General features: G+C 62.6%; 10 protein-coding genes, 7 tRNA genes and 1 pseudogene. 13 read left to right on the forward strand and 5 right to left on the reverse strand.

The features are described from left to right. Positions 1–6: 6 nt before the first annotated feature. From purF to ACXJKJ_RS10200, 9 genes are all read left to right on the forward strand, one after another. Positions 7–1,518 carry an amidophosphoribosyltransferase gene (gene purF / locus ACXJKJ_RS10160; protein WP_056196671.1) on the forward strand — a complete coding sequence of 504 codons (1,512 nt, stop codon included), beginning with the start codon at positions 7–9 and terminating at the stop codon, positions 1,516–1,518. An 11-nt stretch (positions 1,519–1,529) separates the two neighbouring features. Next, positions 1,530–2,756 carry an O-succinylhomoserine sulfhydrylase gene (locus tag ACXJKJ_RS10165; RefSeq protein ID WP_457355786.1) on the forward strand — a complete coding sequence of 409 codons (1,227 nt, stop codon included), beginning with the start codon at positions 1,530–1,532 and terminating at the stop codon, positions 2,754–2,756. Further along, a complete protein-coding gene (gene gltX / locus ACXJKJ_RS10170) occupies positions 2,753–4,156 on the forward strand; it encodes a glutamate--tRNA ligase (protein WP_457390021.1) in 1,404 nt (467 codons plus the stop codon). The genes ACXJKJ_RS10165 and gltX overlap by 4 nt, the downstream gene beginning before the upstream one ends. A 76-nt stretch (positions 4,157–4,232) precedes the next feature. Then, a tRNA-Ala gene (locus ACXJKJ_RS10175) sits at positions 4,233–4,308 on the forward strand. Between the two features lie 49 nt (positions 4,309–4,357). Continuing rightward, a tRNA-Glu gene (locus ACXJKJ_RS10180) sits at positions 4,358–4,433 on the forward strand. A gap of 52 nt (positions 4,434–4,485) precedes the next feature. Next, positions 4,486–4,562 (forward strand) — tRNA-Asp (locus ACXJKJ_RS10185). 75 nt (positions 4,563–4,637) lie between these two features. Further along, positions 4,638–4,713 (forward strand) — tRNA-Ala (locus tag ACXJKJ_RS10190). A 48-nt stretch (positions 4,714–4,761) separates the two neighbouring features. Then, positions 4,762–4,837 (forward strand) — tRNA-Glu (locus ACXJKJ_RS10195). Between the two features lie 112 nt (positions 4,838–4,949). Beyond that, a tRNA-Asp gene (locus tag ACXJKJ_RS10200) sits at positions 4,950–5,026 on the forward strand. A gap of 483 nt (positions 5,027–5,509) precedes the next feature. Here the strand turns inward: ACXJKJ_RS10200 and ACXJKJ_RS10205 are convergent. Both ACXJKJ_RS10205 and ACXJKJ_RS10210 read right to left on the reverse strand, forming a co-directional pair. Then, positions 5,510–5,599, reverse strand: a tRNA-Ser gene (locus ACXJKJ_RS10205). Between the two features lie 50 nt (positions 5,600–5,649). Continuing rightward, positions 5,650–6,024 (reverse strand): hypothetical protein, encoded by a 375-nt coding sequence (locus ACXJKJ_RS10210; protein ID WP_056196681.1) that lies wholly within the window; start codon positions 6,022–6,024, stop codon positions 5,650–5,652. A gap of 77 nt (positions 6,025–6,101) precedes the next feature. Between ACXJKJ_RS10210 and ACXJKJ_RS10215 the strand changes: the two genes are divergently transcribed. After that, positions 6,102–6,818 carry a helix-turn-helix transcriptional regulator gene (locus ACXJKJ_RS10215; protein ID WP_056196685.1) on the forward strand — a complete coding sequence of 239 codons (717 nt, stop codon included), beginning with the start codon at positions 6,102–6,104 and terminating at the stop codon, positions 6,816–6,818. Positions 6,819–7,104: 286 nt separating this feature from the next. Here the strand turns inward: ACXJKJ_RS10215 and ACXJKJ_RS10220 are convergent, their stop codons facing one another. Together ACXJKJ_RS10220 and ACXJKJ_RS10225 are read right to left on the reverse strand one after the other, a co-directional pair. Continuing rightward, entirely contained in the window at positions 7,105–8,022 is a 918-nt protein-coding gene (locus ACXJKJ_RS10220; RefSeq protein ID WP_056196690.1) for an SPFH domain-containing protein, read from the reverse strand. 30 nt (positions 8,023–8,052) lie between these two features. Beyond that, the gene (locus ACXJKJ_RS10225) at positions 8,053–8,481 is read right to left on the reverse strand and encodes an NfeD family protein (protein ID WP_457390022.1); all 429 of its coding nucleotides are present in this window, start codon (positions 8,479–8,481) and stop codon (positions 8,053–8,055) included. Positions 8,482–8,602: 121 nt separating this feature from the next. Between ACXJKJ_RS10225 and ACXJKJ_RS10230 the strand changes: the two genes are divergently transcribed. Beyond that, the gene (locus tag ACXJKJ_RS10230; RefSeq protein ID WP_457390023.1) at positions 8,603–10,876 is read left to right on the forward strand and encodes an Orn/Lys/Arg family decarboxylase; all 2,274 of its coding nucleotides are present in this window, start codon (positions 8,603–8,605) and stop codon (positions 10,874–10,876) included. Between the two features lie 82 nt (positions 10,877–10,958). Here the strand turns inward: ACXJKJ_RS10230 and fabI are convergent, their stop codons facing one another. Next, on the reverse strand, positions 10,959–11,741 hold the full coding sequence (fabI, locus tag ACXJKJ_RS10235; RefSeq protein ID WP_457390024.1) for an enoyl-ACP reductase FabI: 783 nt from the start codon (positions 11,739–11,741) through the stop codon (positions 10,959–10,961). Positions 11,742–11,991: 250 nt separating this feature from the next. Here fabI and rimP point away from each other — a divergent pair. Both rimP and nusA read left to right on the forward strand, forming a co-directional pair. After that, positions 11,992–12,498, forward strand: a pseudogene (rimP, locus tag ACXJKJ_RS10240) (ribosome maturation factor RimP); the annotation flags it as partial. 116 nt (positions 12,499–12,614) lie between these two features. Then, on the forward strand, positions 12,615–14,093 hold the full coding sequence (nusA, locus tag ACXJKJ_RS10245; protein ID WP_457355792.1) for a transcription termination factor NusA: 1,479 nt from the start codon (positions 12,615–12,617) through the stop codon (positions 14,091–14,093). The last annotated feature ends 31 nt before the right edge of the window (positions 14,094–14,124 follow it).

A 14,124-nucleotide genomic window follows, 5' to 3' on the forward strand; every position in this document is an offset into this window, starting at 1 on the left:
TCCGCCATGTGTGGCATCGTCGGCGCTCTTGCTGCCTCCCCCGTCAACCAGCTCCTGTATGACGCGCTGCTGCTGCTGCAGCACCGCGGCCAGGACGCTGCCGGCATCGTCACCATGCAGGGCAACAAGTGCTTCATGCACAAGGCGCGCGGCATGGTGCGTGATGTCTTCCGCACCCGCAACATGCGCGCGCTGCCGGGCAGCATCGGCCTGGGCCAGGTGCGCTACCCGACAGCCGGCAATGCCTACAGCGAGGAAGAGGCGCAGCCCTTCTACGTGAACGCGCCTTTCGGCATCGTGCTGGTGCACAACGGCAACCTGACCAATGCCCATGCACTGAAGGACGAGCTCTTCGACATCGACCGTCGCCACATCAACACCGAGAGTGACACCGAGGTGCTGATCAACGTGCTGGCTCACGAGCTGGAGCTGGCCGCGCGCGACCTGCCACTGACGCCCAAGGAGATCTTCTCCGCCGTGCGTGCGGTGCAAAAGCGCATCAAGGGCAGCTACGCCGTCATCGCGCTGATCGCCGGCCAGGGCCTGCTGGCTTTCCGCGACCCCTTCGGCATCCGCCCGCTGTGCTTCGGCCGCTCGGCCAACGGCGAGGTCATGGTGGCCAGCGAAAGCGTCGCGCTGGAAGGCACCGGCCACCAGTTGGAGCGCGACGTGGCGCCCGGCGAAGCCCTCTTCATCGACATGACCGGCAAGCTGCACACCGAGCAGTGCAATGACAACCCGACGCTGAACCCCTGCATGTTCGAGTTCGTCTACCTGGCCCGCCCGGATTCGGTGATGGATGGCATCTCGGTCTACCAGGCGCGGCTGAACATGGGCGAGACCCTGGCCCAGCGGGTCATCTCCACGATGCCGCCCAACGAGATCGACGTCGTCATCCCGATTCCGGAAAGCAGCCGCCCCTCGGCCATGCAACTGGCCCACCGCATCGGCAAGCCCTATCGCGAGGGCTTCGTGAAGAACCGCTATGTCGGCCGCACCTTCATCATGCCGGGGCAGGGCGCGCGCAAGAAGTCGGTGCGCCAGAAGCTCAATGCCATCGGTGTCGAGTTCAAGGACCGGAATGTGCTGCTGGTGGATGACTCCATCGTGCGCGGCACCACGTCCAAGGAGATCGTGCAGATGGCTCGCGAGGCGGGCGCACGCAAGGTCTACCTTGCTTCCGCCGCGCCGCCGGTGCGCTATCCCAACGTCTACGGCATCGACATGCCGACGACCGAGGAACTGATCGCACACAACCGCTCCGTCGAGGAGATTCGCCAATACATCGGCGCCGATGCGCTGATCTACCAGGACGTGGACGCAATGAAGCGCGTCGTCGCCGCGCTGCGCCCGGGCCTCGCCGGCTTCGAGGCGAGCTGCTTCGATGGCCACTACGTGACCGGTGACGTGAGTCTCGAAGACTTCGCCACGCTGCGCGCGCAACGCACCAGCCAGCCCAGCGAGGAAGACGCCGACGCACGTGGCCGCCTGGCGCTGCAAAGCGACAGTGAGCAATAGAGGCTGAACGCATGAGCGACCCCGCTCGCCGCACCTTGCCCGAGGGCCTGCGCCCGGAGACGCTGGCCGTGCGCACGGCGCTGGCGCCTAGCCAGCATGGCGAGAACTCCGAAGCGCTGTTCCTGACCACGGCCTACGTCCAGCCCGACGCGGAAACGTCGGCGCGCAAGTTCTCCAACTCCGAGGACTTCACCTACTCGCGCACCAGCAACCCGACCGTGCGCAGCCTGGAGGCGCGCCTGGCTGCGCTGGAGGGTACCGAGGCGGCGATCGCTACGTCCACTGGCATGAGCGCCATCCTGCTGCTCGGCATGGGCGTGTTGAAGGCCGGCGATCACGTCGTCTGCTCGCGCTCCGTGTTCGGCTCGACCATCAACCTGTTCGCCAAGGAATTCGCGAAGTTCGGTGTCGAGACCAGCTTTGTCTCGCAGACTGACCTCGCCGAATGGCGTGCAGCCGTCAAGGCGACAACCAAACTGCTCTTCGCCGAGACGCCGACCAACCCGCTGACCGAGGTCTGCGACATCCGCGCCTTGGCGGACATTGCCCACGGGGCCGGCGCCATCCTGGCGGTCGACAACACCTACTCGACGCCAGCGCTGCAGCGCCCCACCGAGATGGGTGCCGACATCGTCATGCATTCGGCCACCAAGTACATGGATGGCCAGGGTCGCGTGATGGCCGGCGCGCTGTGTGGCTCCAGCAAGTTGATCCGCGATGTCTTCGGCCCGGTGCTGCGTACCGTCGGCATGACGCTGGCGCCTTTCAACGCCTGGGTCGTGCTCAAGGGCTTGGAGACGCTGTCGCTGCGCATGAAGGCCCAGAGCGAGCAGGCCCTGGCCGTTGCGCGCTGGCTGGAGGCGCAGCCGGAGGTGGACCATGTCTACTACCCATCGCTCGCATCCCATCCTCAGCATGACCTGGCCATGCGCCAGCAAAGCGGGCAGGGCGGGGCGGTGCTGTCCTTCGACCTGCGCGCCGATACCTCTGAAGCTGCACGCGCAGCGGCTTTCCACGTCATCGACAGCACGCGCGTGCTGTCCATCGCCACCAATCTCGGCGATACGAAATCCATCATCACTCACCCCGCGACGACCTCGCACGGCCGCCTGACCGAGGACCAGCGTCAAGCCGCCGGCATCGGGCAGGGGCTGATCCGCCTGGCCGTTGGCCTCGAGCATGTAGACGACATCACTGACGATCTGCTGCGTGGCCTTTCCACTTTGAAAATCCGATGAGCTCCACTTTCGACAAGGTCCGCACGCGCATCGCACCGTCGCCGACCGGCTTTCTGCACCTGGGCACGGCCCGCACCGCCCTTTTTTCCTGGGCCTATGCCCGGCACCACGGCGGCGAGTTCGTGCTGCGCATCGAGGACACGGATGTGGCCCGCTCCACGCAGGACTCGGTCGACCAGATCATTGCGGCGATGAACTGGCTCGGCCTGAACTACGACGAGGGTCCGATCTACCAGATGCAGCGCCTGGACCGCTATCAGGCCGTCGTCGAACAGTTGATCAGCGAGGGCAAGGCCTATCGCTGTTACGCGACGCCGGAGGAACTGGACGCGATGAAAGAGGCCCAGCACGCCCGCGGCGAGAAGAAGCTCTACGACCGCCGCTGGCGCCCCGAGCCGGGCAAGGTGCTGCCCGCCCCGCCGGAGGGTGTGAAGCCCGTCATCCGCTTCGCCAACCCCGTCGATGGCGACGTGACCTGGAACGACCTGGTCAAGGGGCCGATCACGATCAACAACCGCGAGATCGACGACCTCATCATCGTGCGCACCGACGGTGTGCCGACCTACAACTTCGCCGTCGTCGTCGATGACTGGGACATGCGCATCAGCCATGTTTTCCGCGGCGACGAGCACATCAACAACACGCCCTGGCAAATCAACATCTTCAATGCGCTGGGCGCACCGCTGCCGCAGTTTGGACACCTGCCCATCATCCTGGGTGACGATGGCCAGAAGTTGTCCAAGCGCCGCGGCGCTGTCAGCGTGACGGCCTATGCCGACGGTGGCTACCTGCCCGAGGCCATGCTGAATTACCTGGCCCGCCTGGGCTGGAGCCATGGCGACGATGAGTTGTTCACGGCCGAGCAAATGGTGGCCTGGTTCGATGGCTCGCACCTGTCCAAGAGCCCCGCGCAGTGGGACCCGGCCAAGCTGGACTGGGTCAACGGCCATTACCTGAAGCAGATCGATGAGGGCCGGCTGGCTGATCTTGTCGTCACGCAACTCAAGGCCAAGGGTATTCAAGCCACGGCAGAGCAGGTCCAGCCCAAGGTCGGTCTGTTCAAGGATCGCTGCGCGACGGCCGCCGCACTGGCCGATTGGCTCGCGATGTATTTCGCGCCCGTCATGCCATCGGTCGAGGATCTTGCGGCTTACATCACCGATGCCGTGCGCCCGGCACTGGCTGTGCTGGCAGAACGACTGTCGGCCATGACCGACTGGAACAAGGCCGGCATCCAGCAGGCCTTGAAGGAAACCCTTGCGGCCACCGGACTGAAGATGCCGCAGTTGGCGGTACCGGTGCGCGTGCTGGTGTGCGGGCGTTCTCAGACCCCGAGTGTGGATGCCGTGCTGGAGCACTTCGACAAGAAAAAAGTCCTCGAACGCTTGCATTCCATTTGAATTTCGTCATATACTCTTGGTCTCGCTTGAACAGCGCTGTTAACGAAGAGACTGACAACAGTCAACTCGAAAACACGGGGGTATAGCTCAGCTGGGAGAGCGCTTGCATGGCATGCAAGAGGTCAGCGGTTCGATCCCGCTTACCTCCACCAAAAGGCCTTGGCTTATTGGATGGCGCGCGGTTCAAGTTGCGAAGGTTTCGTCCCCTTCGTCTAGAGGCCTAGGACACCACCCTTTCACGGTGATTACAGGGGTTCGAATCCCCTAGGGGACGCCAAGTTTGATGAGCTTGGATATTGTCGAAAGACGGTATCGAATTCATCCCACGCGGAGTGGTAGTTCAGTTGGTTAGAATACCGGCCTGTCACGCCGGGGGTCGCGGGTTCGAGCCCCGTCCACTCCGCCAAGGATTCCATCGGGTCCACCCGATAAAAGAACGGCCAATTTATTGGCCGTTTGCTTTTTGCGACCGGTTTATACCGGGGGTATAGCTCAGCTGGGAGAGCGCTTGCATGGCATGCAAGAGGTCAGCGGTTCGATCCCGCTTACCTCCACCAAATACTCTTGTGGTTTTTGTGTGGCACGCAGTTTGTTTAAAAAGTTCTGTCCCCTTCGTCTAGAGGCCTAGGACACCACCCTTTCACGGTGATTACAGGGGTTCGAATCCCCTAGGGGACGCCAATATTGGCAATCTCGTCGTATGATGGGAATGCGATTGGCAATCCCGTCGCAAGACGGGCAAGTTTGATGAACTTGGATATTGTCGAAAGACGGTATTGAATTCATCCCACGCGGAGTGGTAGTTCAGTTGGTTAGAATACCGGCCTGTCACGCCGGGGGTCGCGGGTTCGAGCCCCGTCCACTCCGCCAAAAACAGCAATGCCCCGAAACCATAGGTTTCGGGGCATTTTTACTTGGCTGCTTAGGAGACGAGGCCGCGGGCCGGGGCGGGCGCTGTGCCAGCGTCGTCATTCCCGCCGGTGCCATGAATCTGTGGGCTGGCTGGGCCGGCAGGGCGCTGTTCAGCCGGCGCGGCCCGCGGGGCTTCGGCGGGACCGCGCTTGCCACTGACAACGAGGCGAGCGAGCTTGACAACCTCACTGGCTTTTGCCGGCATGCCGCCGATCAGCAATCCGAGCGTCAAGCTCAAGCACCACCATCCCTTTTTCACTCTTGGCATCTCCGGCTCCAGCCTTGCTCATCGGCAGGGCGCAGACTGAAGTGTTGAGCAAGGTCGGACAGCGGGCCACCTTGACGCGACGAACTGCGCTTTCTGTGGGCTGAACTGCGACTGAATGTCGATCAGTCATGAGCCAGAAAAGCAAAACGGGCCCAGTGGGCCCGTTCATACTTTGGCGGAGAGGGCGGGATTCGAACCCGCGGTGGGTATTAGCCCACACACGCTTTCCAGGCGTGCGACTTAAACCGCTCATCCACCTCTCCTGCAAGCCAACAATCATAACCTATTGCGTGCTCACGAAGGCGACATTCCGTCAGTTGCTGCTGCGCCAGTCCAGGGCGCCGCGCCAGTCGAGCTGGTGCACGACATTGTTGAGGTGCAGCATGCGCCGCGAACGCGCCAGCTCATGCCCGTGGCCGTCAATCAGCGCGACGTTGCACAAGATGTTCATCGGGTCGAACAGCGCCACGACGTCAGGCTGGATCTCCGTCCATTCCCATGCAATCTGGATGGCTTCGCCATCGGCCAGTGCAGCCCACACTTCCTGGCCACATCGCAGCCCGGAACGTGCATCGTGCACTCTGACACTGCTTCCGATTTGACGCAGGTCGTCTGTCACTTTTTCAAACTCGTTTACAGTCTTGACGACCGTCTCGCAGGCCATCAGTTGCCAGGCTGCCATCTGCATTCGGATCTCCCGTCATTTGGATGGTTTGCAGTTTGCGTTCGTCGAGGCCGCACTGCGCCTACCAACCCTAGTAGCGCATGAACCTCCAGCGGTACGAACAAGTCAGTCAAGCAGCAGATCTCACGTCTTTTCGACAGGGGCTGATCGCCTTCGCGAATGACCTGGATTTCGGTCTGGTCGTTGGCGTGCTGGCCATCGAGCACCGTGGGCCGGGTGCGAAGACTGAGTACGTCGCCGTAGGTAACACACCTGAGGCTTTCTTGGAGATTTCCAGGGACAACAGCTACGCGCAACGCGACCCCGTGCATCAACGTTTGGCGAGCCTGACCAAACCGCTGATTTACGACCAGGCTTTCTACGTGGACGCCGGTGCAGGCGAGTTGTGGGAGATGTATGCACCGTTCGGCTACCGGACCGGTGTTGCCGTAGGTGTCCAAATGCCTGGCTACCGCCGGTTGCTTCTCGGGCTCGATCGGGACGCACCCTTGCCCAAAGATCCGATCAAGCTGAATCGGATGATCGCGGACTTGCAATTGCTCGCCGTTCATGCACAGGACGCTGCAGGGCGGCTGCTTGTGTCCAAGAGATCGGCACAACCTGCGGTGCAGCTTCCGTCACGACAGCTTGAGATCCTGAAGCTGACGATGGAGGGCAAGAGCGCCTGGGTTGTCGGGAGCCTGCTAGGCATCAGCGAGAACACGGTGAACTACCACATGAAGCAACTGTTCAAGCTGCTCGACGTGTCCACCAAGCACCAAGCCGTGCTGAAGGCTATGGAGCTGGGGCTGCTCTGACCGGCTACCGGCCCTACCAGGGTTTGTAGTTCTCTGTTGTCTGCCCGTCCTACACACTGCGCGCCATCTCAACGCTGCTAGCCGGACGGTGCAAATGGAAAAAGTTTCTTTTTGGGAAGTTCTCGCAGAACTGCTCGGCTTCCCGATTACGGGTAATTGATCCCGATCCTCTGAGCAGATCTTAGGAAAAGCGACACCTCCATCGCTTTCGTTCGGCGCCCCCCGAACGTCTTGCGCCCGCGACTGCCCTTGTTCAGGGCCCTCGCGGGCTTTTTTGTTCTGGGCCTCAGGCCTTTGCGCCGCCTTTGAACAACGCCATGGCGGTGCCAATCAAACCAGCGACTTCCGTCATATTGCCCGGCACGATCATCGTGTTGTTCTTCTGCGCAAGCTGGGCATAGGCGTCGACAGCCTTCTCGGCGACCTTCAGCTGCACAGCCTGATCACCGCCCGGCTGCTGGATGGCCGCTGCGATCTTGCGGATGGCGTCCGAAGTCGCGTCCGCGACAGCGGTGATCGCTGCGGCCTGGCCCTGTGCCTGGTTGATCTCGGCCTGCTTCTCACCCTCCGAGCGTGCAATGGCCGCCTCACGTTCGCCGGTCGCGATATTGATCTGCTCCTGGCGCCGGCCTTCTGACGCCGCAATCAGCGCGCGTTTCTCGCGCTCCGCCGTGATCTGCGCCTGCATGGAATGCAGGATGGCTGGCGGCGGCGTCAGGTCCTTGATCTCGTAGCGCAGCACTTTGACGCCCCAGTTCAAGGCCGCCTCGTCCAGGGCCTCGACGACGGACGTGTTGATGACGGCACGCTCCTCGAAGGTGCGGTCCAGCTCCATGCGGCCGATGACGGAGCGTAGCGTCGTTTGCGCCAATTGCGTGATGGCGACAACATAGTTGCTCGCGCCGTAGCTCGCCCGCATGGGGTCGGTGACCTGGAAGTAGAGGATGCCGTCAACCGTCAACTGGGTGTTGTCCTTGGTGATGCAGACCTGGCTGGGCACATCGAGCGCGATTTCCTTCAGCGAGTGCTTGTAGGCCAGCCGGTCGACAAAGGGCACGAGGAAGTTGAGCCCCGGTGTGAGCGTCCCGTGGTATTTGCCCAGGCGCTCCACCACCCAGGCGTTCTGCTGCGGGACGACCTTGATGGAGCGCGCCACGAAGATGGCCGCGATGACGAGGATGACGAGTGCGATTTGGAACCCCATGAGGCCTCCCGGTGTTGTTGGTTTGCAGGCTCAGCGATCGAGGAGCAGACAACTGCCTTCGACCGCGCGAATCACATGCCGGCCACTTTGGGTCGGCGGACTGCCGATGAAGCGTGCCTGCCAGGCAGCGCCGCGGTATTGCACCTTGGCCCGGCCGTCGGTTGACCAGGTCTCGACCTGGACGGATTGACCGATGTCGAGGTTGACATCTGGGTTGCTTGCAGCGGGAGCGGCTGCGGGCATGCGGCTGCGCCGCAGGTGCCAGCCCACGACCGCTGCGCCGCCCGTGACGGCGGCGGTCAGCACTTGTGCGGTCAAGCTCGCGCCGAGATGAGCCGCCAGCGCACCGGCGATGGCGCCCACGGCCAGCATCAGCAGATAGAAGGTGCCGCTGGCCAATTCGGCCGCGACGAGCGCTCCTGCAGCGATCCACCAGACGGTGGCCCAGTTCCATTCCATCTTGTCTCCCCAGGTAAGTGTTGTCGGGTCAGTTTATAGACTGCGCTGACGCGAGTGGGACATGCTGCGGCCCTACACTTCGCCGCTTCGTTTTTTGATGCCCGCCCGCTGGAGGCCGCCGATGATCCGTTTTCACTTTCCCATCGTCATCATCGATGAGGATTACCGCTCCGAGAACACCTCGGGCCTGGGCATCCGCGCGTTGGCCGAGGCCATCCAGAAGGAGGGCATGGAAGTCCTGGGCGTGACGAGCTACGGCGATCTGTCGCAGTTCGCCCAGCAGCAAAGCCGCGCCTCGGCATTCATCCTGTCCATTGACGACGAGGAATTCACAGCGGGGCCCGAGATGGACCCTGTCGTGCTGAACCTGCGCAAGTTCATCCAGGAGATTCGCAACCGCAACCCGGACATCCCCATCTACGTCTATGGCGAGACGCGCACCAGCCAGCATCTGCCTAACGACGTGTTGCGCGAACTGCATGGCTTCATCCACATGTTCGAGGACACGCCGGAGTTCGTAGCCCGCCACATCATCCGTGAGGCCAAGAGCTATCTCGATGGCCTGGCACCGCCGTTCTTCAAGGCGCTGATGGACTACGCCCAGGACGGCTCCTACTCCTGGCATTGCCCAGGCCACTCGGGCGGCGTCGCCTTCCTGAAGAGCCCGGTGGGGCAGATGTTTCACCAGTTCTTCGGCGAGAACATGCTGCGCGCCGACGTGTGCAACGCCGTTGAAGAGCTCGGCCAACTGCTGGATCACACCGGTCCGGTCGCGGCCAGCGAGAAGAACGCGGCGCGCATCTTCAACGCCGATCACTGCTTCTTCGTCACCAACGGTACGTCCACGTCCAACAAGATGGTCTGGCACCACACGGTGGCGCCCGGCGACGTCGTCGTCATCGACCGCAACTGCCACAAGAGCAATCTGCACGCCATCATCATGTGTGGCGCCATCCCCGTCTTCCTGACGCCGACGCGCAACCACTACGGCATCATCGGGCCCATTCCCGAGAGCGAGTTCAGTCCGGAGACCATCCGCGCCAAGATCGCCGCCAACCCGCTGCTGGCGCACATCGACGCTGCCACGGTCAAACCCTCCATCGTCACGCTGACGCAGAGCACCTATGACGGCGTGCTCTACAACACCGAAACCATCAAGAAGAAGCTCGACGGCTACATCCCGACGCTGCACTTCGATGAGGCCTGGCTGCCGCATGCGGCCTTTCACGATTTCTACGGGCAGTTCCACGCGATGGGCAAGAACCGTCCGCGCCCGAAGGAAGCCATGGTCTACGCGACGCAATCCACGCACAAGCTGCTGGCTGGCATCTCGCAGGCCTCGCAGGTGCTCGTGCAGGATTCGCAAAGCGTCAAGCTGGACAAGCATCTCTTCAACGAGGCCTACCTGATGCATACGTCGACCTCGCCGCAATACTCGATCATCGCGAGCTGCGACGTGGCTGCAGCGATGATGGAGCCGCCCGCCGGTACGGCGCTCGTGGAGGAAAGCATCCGCGAGTCGCTGGACTTCCGCCGTGCCATGCGCAAGGTCGAGTCGGACTATGGCGACGACTGGTGGTTCAAGGTCTGGGGGCCGGACTTCCTGCGCGCGCAGGATGACCAGGGCAGCGAGCCCGTGTCGGCGGACTGGATGCTGCACGCCGACGAGGACTGGCATGGCTTCGGCGCGCTCGCCGAGGGCTTCAACATGCTGGACCCGATCAAGTCCACCATCATCACGCCCGGGCTGGACATGGAAGGGCGCTTTGCCACCACCGGCATCCCGGCCTCGGTCGTCACCAAGTTCCTCGTCGAGCATGGTGTCGTCGTCGAGAAGACGGGGCTGTATTCCTTCTTCATCATGTTCACCATCGGCATCACCAAGGGCCGCTGGAACACGCTGCTGACGGCATTGCAGCAGTTCAAGGACGACTACGACAAGAACGCGCCGCTGTGGCGCATCCTGCCGGAGTTCTGCGCGAAGTTCCCGAAGTACGAGCGCATGGGCCTGCGCGACCTCTGCCAGTCCATTCACCAGGCCTATGCCGAAGGCGACATTGCACGCCTGACGACGGACATGTATCTGTCCAATCTGCAGCCGCTGATGACGCCGACGGAAGCCTATGCCCATATCGCGCAGCGCAAGACCGAACGCGTCGGCATCGACGACCTTGAGGGGCGCATCACGACCTCGCTGCTGACGCCCTATCCGCCCGGCATCCCGCTGCTGATTCCTGGCGAAGGCTTCAACAAGAAGATCGTCGATTACCTGAAGTTCACGCGCAGCTTCAATGCGAAGTTTCCGGGCTTCGCGACCGACGTCCACGGCCTTGTCCATGAAGTGGACGAAGAGACCGGCCGTGGCCGCTATTACGTGGACTGCGTGAAGGCCTGATCAGGCCGTTGCGCCCATCCGCCGGCGCGGTTTCTCGTGGTACGCCAGGTCGCGACGCACGCCATGCCGCGACCTCACTTGATCACTCGCCGCCGGCGAGTGCGACATGGCTGAAGCCGCCATCGACATACATGATCTCGGCGCTGACGCCGGCGGCCAGGTCGGACAGCAGGAAGGCAGCGGCGTTGCCGACGTCCTCGATGGTCACGTTGCGCCGGATCGGCGCCGAGGCGGCGAACTGGCTCAGCAACTTGCCGAAGTCCTTGATGCCGGAGGCTGCCAGCGTCTTGATTGGGCCGGCGGAGATACCGTTGACCCGCACGCCCTTGGCGCCGAGGTCGTGAGCCAGGTAGCGCACGCTGGCCTCCAGCGCTGCCTTGGCCATGCCCATGGTGTTGTAGTTGGGCACGTAGCGCTCGGCGCCCAGGTAGCTCAGCGTGAGCAGGGCGGCACCGGGGCGCAGGCGCGGGGCGGCCAGCTTGGCCATGGCGGGGAAGCTGTAGGCCGAAATGTCGTGGGCGATGCGGAAGTTCTCGCGCGTCATGCCGTCCAGGAAATTGCCGGCAATCGCCTCGCGAGGCGCAAAGCCGATGGAATGGACGAAACCGTCGAACTCCGGCCAGACCTCGCCGAGCTGGTTGAACAACGCCTCCATCTGCTCGTCGCTGGTCACGTCACAGTTGTAAATGAGTTTGGAGCCGAATTCGGCAGCGAACTCGCTGATGCGGTCCTTGAAACGTTCGCCCTGATAGCTGAACGCCAACTCGGCACCTTCGCGGTGGCAGGCCCGGGCAATGCCGTAGGCGATGGAGCGGTTGGACAGCACGCCCGTGATCAGCAGCCGCTTGCCGGCGAGAAAGCCCATTCTTGTCTCCTGTGAGGTCTCAAACAGCCTCAGATTCTGGCACGCGCAGGGCGTAGCGGCTTGCCGGCATAGGACTTGCACAGTACAATCCGAGCTTCACCAGAAATGAGAGAACTCTGCAAAGAGTCTTTCAACGAGCCCCGGACGACATCCCCCGGGGCGCGATATCAGGTGAACGAGTGGGCGGATTCATCCAGCCCATTTTTTTTGCTTTTTCGATTTTCTTTCGACCGAAGACCGCACACCCCGAATGAGTTGGCAAACCGCTGTGGAAACGACCGTGACCGGACTCGGTTACGAACTCGTGGACTGCGAACGCAGTGCCAGTGGTGGAACGCTGCGCGTGACGATTGACAGGCTGAACGCTGGGGCGGATGCCGGCGAGCTGATCGATGTGGATGACTGCGAAAAGGTCACCCGACAGCTGCAGTATGTGCTCGAGGTCGAGGGTTTGGAATATTCCCGGCTCGAAGTGTCTTCACCGGGTCTGGATCGGCCGTTAAAAAAGGCCGCGCATTACGCGCGCTTTGTCGGCCAGGAAATCGATATCACGCTCAAAGCGCCTTTCCAGGGCCGCAAGAAGTACCGCGGCGTGGTCAGCGCGCAGCCGGATGCGGCGGACGACCAAGCCTGGCGCCTGGTGTTCGACGACGGCGAGGCCGATCAGGCGCTTGATTTCACGCTCGACGAGGTGCGCGAGGCACGCCTCGTGCCGTCGTTCAGCTTCAAGGGTCGTGGCGGCGAACCGGCGCCTGACCGCAAGCCCGGCCAGCGTGGTGTCATCAAGCCGAAAAAAGCAGCACTCAAGAAACAAGCGGGCGCGCCCAGTGATGCGGCGCCCGGCCAAGACAAGGTTGACGGAGGTCTCAAGCAATGAACCGCGAAATGTTGATGCTGGTGGACGCGATCTCGCGCGAGAAGAGCGTGGAGCGCGATGTCGTGTTCGGTGCGGTGGAAGCCGCGCTGGCCTCGGCCACCAAGAAGATTTACGGCGCTGAGGCCGACATCCGCGTCAGTGTGGATCGCGAATCGGGTGAGTACGAGACCTTCCGCCGCTGGCATGTCGTGCCCAACGAGGCCGGTCTGCAGAACGCCGACGCCGAAATCCTGCTGTTTGAAGCCCAGGAACAGATCTCCGACATCGAGGTGGACGACCACATCGAAGAACCCGTCGAGTCCCTGCCCATCGGCCGCATCGGCGCACAGGCCGCCAAGCAGGTCATCCTGCAGAAGATCCGTGACGCCGAGCGCGAGCAATTGCTCAACGACTTCATGTCGCGCGGCGAGAAGATCTTCGTCGGCACGGTCAAGCGCCTGGACAAGGGCGACATCATTGTCGAAAGCGGTCGCGTCGAAGGGCGCCTGAAGCGCAGCGAAATGATCTCGAAAGAGAACCTGCGCACCGGTGACCGCGTGCGCGCCGTCATCCTCGGTGTGGACCCGACCCAGCGCGGCCCGCAGATCATGCTGTCGCGCTCCAGCCCTGAGTTCATGAAGGAACTCTTCGCCCAGGAAGTGCCGGAAATCGAACAAGGCCTGCTGGAGATCAAGAGCTGCGCCCGCGACAGCGGTTCGCGCGCCAAGATCGCCGTCATCAGCCATGACCGCCGTGTCGACCCCATCGGCACCTGCGTCGGTGTGCGCGGTTCGCGCGTCAACGGCGTGACGACCGAACTTGCTGGCGAGCGCGTCGACATCGTGCTGTGGAGCGAAGACCCGGCCCAGTTCGTCATCGGCGCGCTGGCCCCGGCCAATGTGCAATCCATCGTCGTGGATGAAGAGCGCCATGCCATGGATGTCGTCGTTGACGAGGAAAACCTCGCCATCGCCATCGGCCGTGGCGGCCAGAACGTGCGCCTGGCGTCCGAGCTGACCGGCTGGCGCATCAACATCATGTCGGCCGAGGAATCGGCTGCCAAGCACGAGGTCGAGGCCGAGAGCGTTCGCAAGCTCTTCGTCGAGAAGCTCGACGTCGACGCCGAAGTCGCCGACATCCTGATCGCCGAAGGCTTCACCAGCCTGGAAGAAGTCGCCTACGTGCCGATGCAGGAAATGCTGGAGATCGAGGCCTTTGACGAGGACACCGTCAACGAGCTGCGCACCCGTGCCAAGGATGCCCTGCTGACGATGGAAATCGCCCGCGAAGAGAAGGTCGAAGAGGTCTCGCAGGACTTGCGCGATCTCGAAGGCGTGACCCCTGAACTGTTGAGCAAGCTGGCTGAAGGCGGCATCAACACCCGTGACGATCTGGCCGACCTGGCTGTCGACGAACTGGTTGAGCTGACCAGCCAAGACGAGGCCGCTGCGCGCGCGCTGATCATGAAGGCCCGCGAACACTGGTTCAACGCCTGATCAACACACGCCGCGCCGCACCGAAAGTAAT

The sequence above is a fragment of the Roseateles sp. P5_E1 genome, assembly GCF_054049335.1.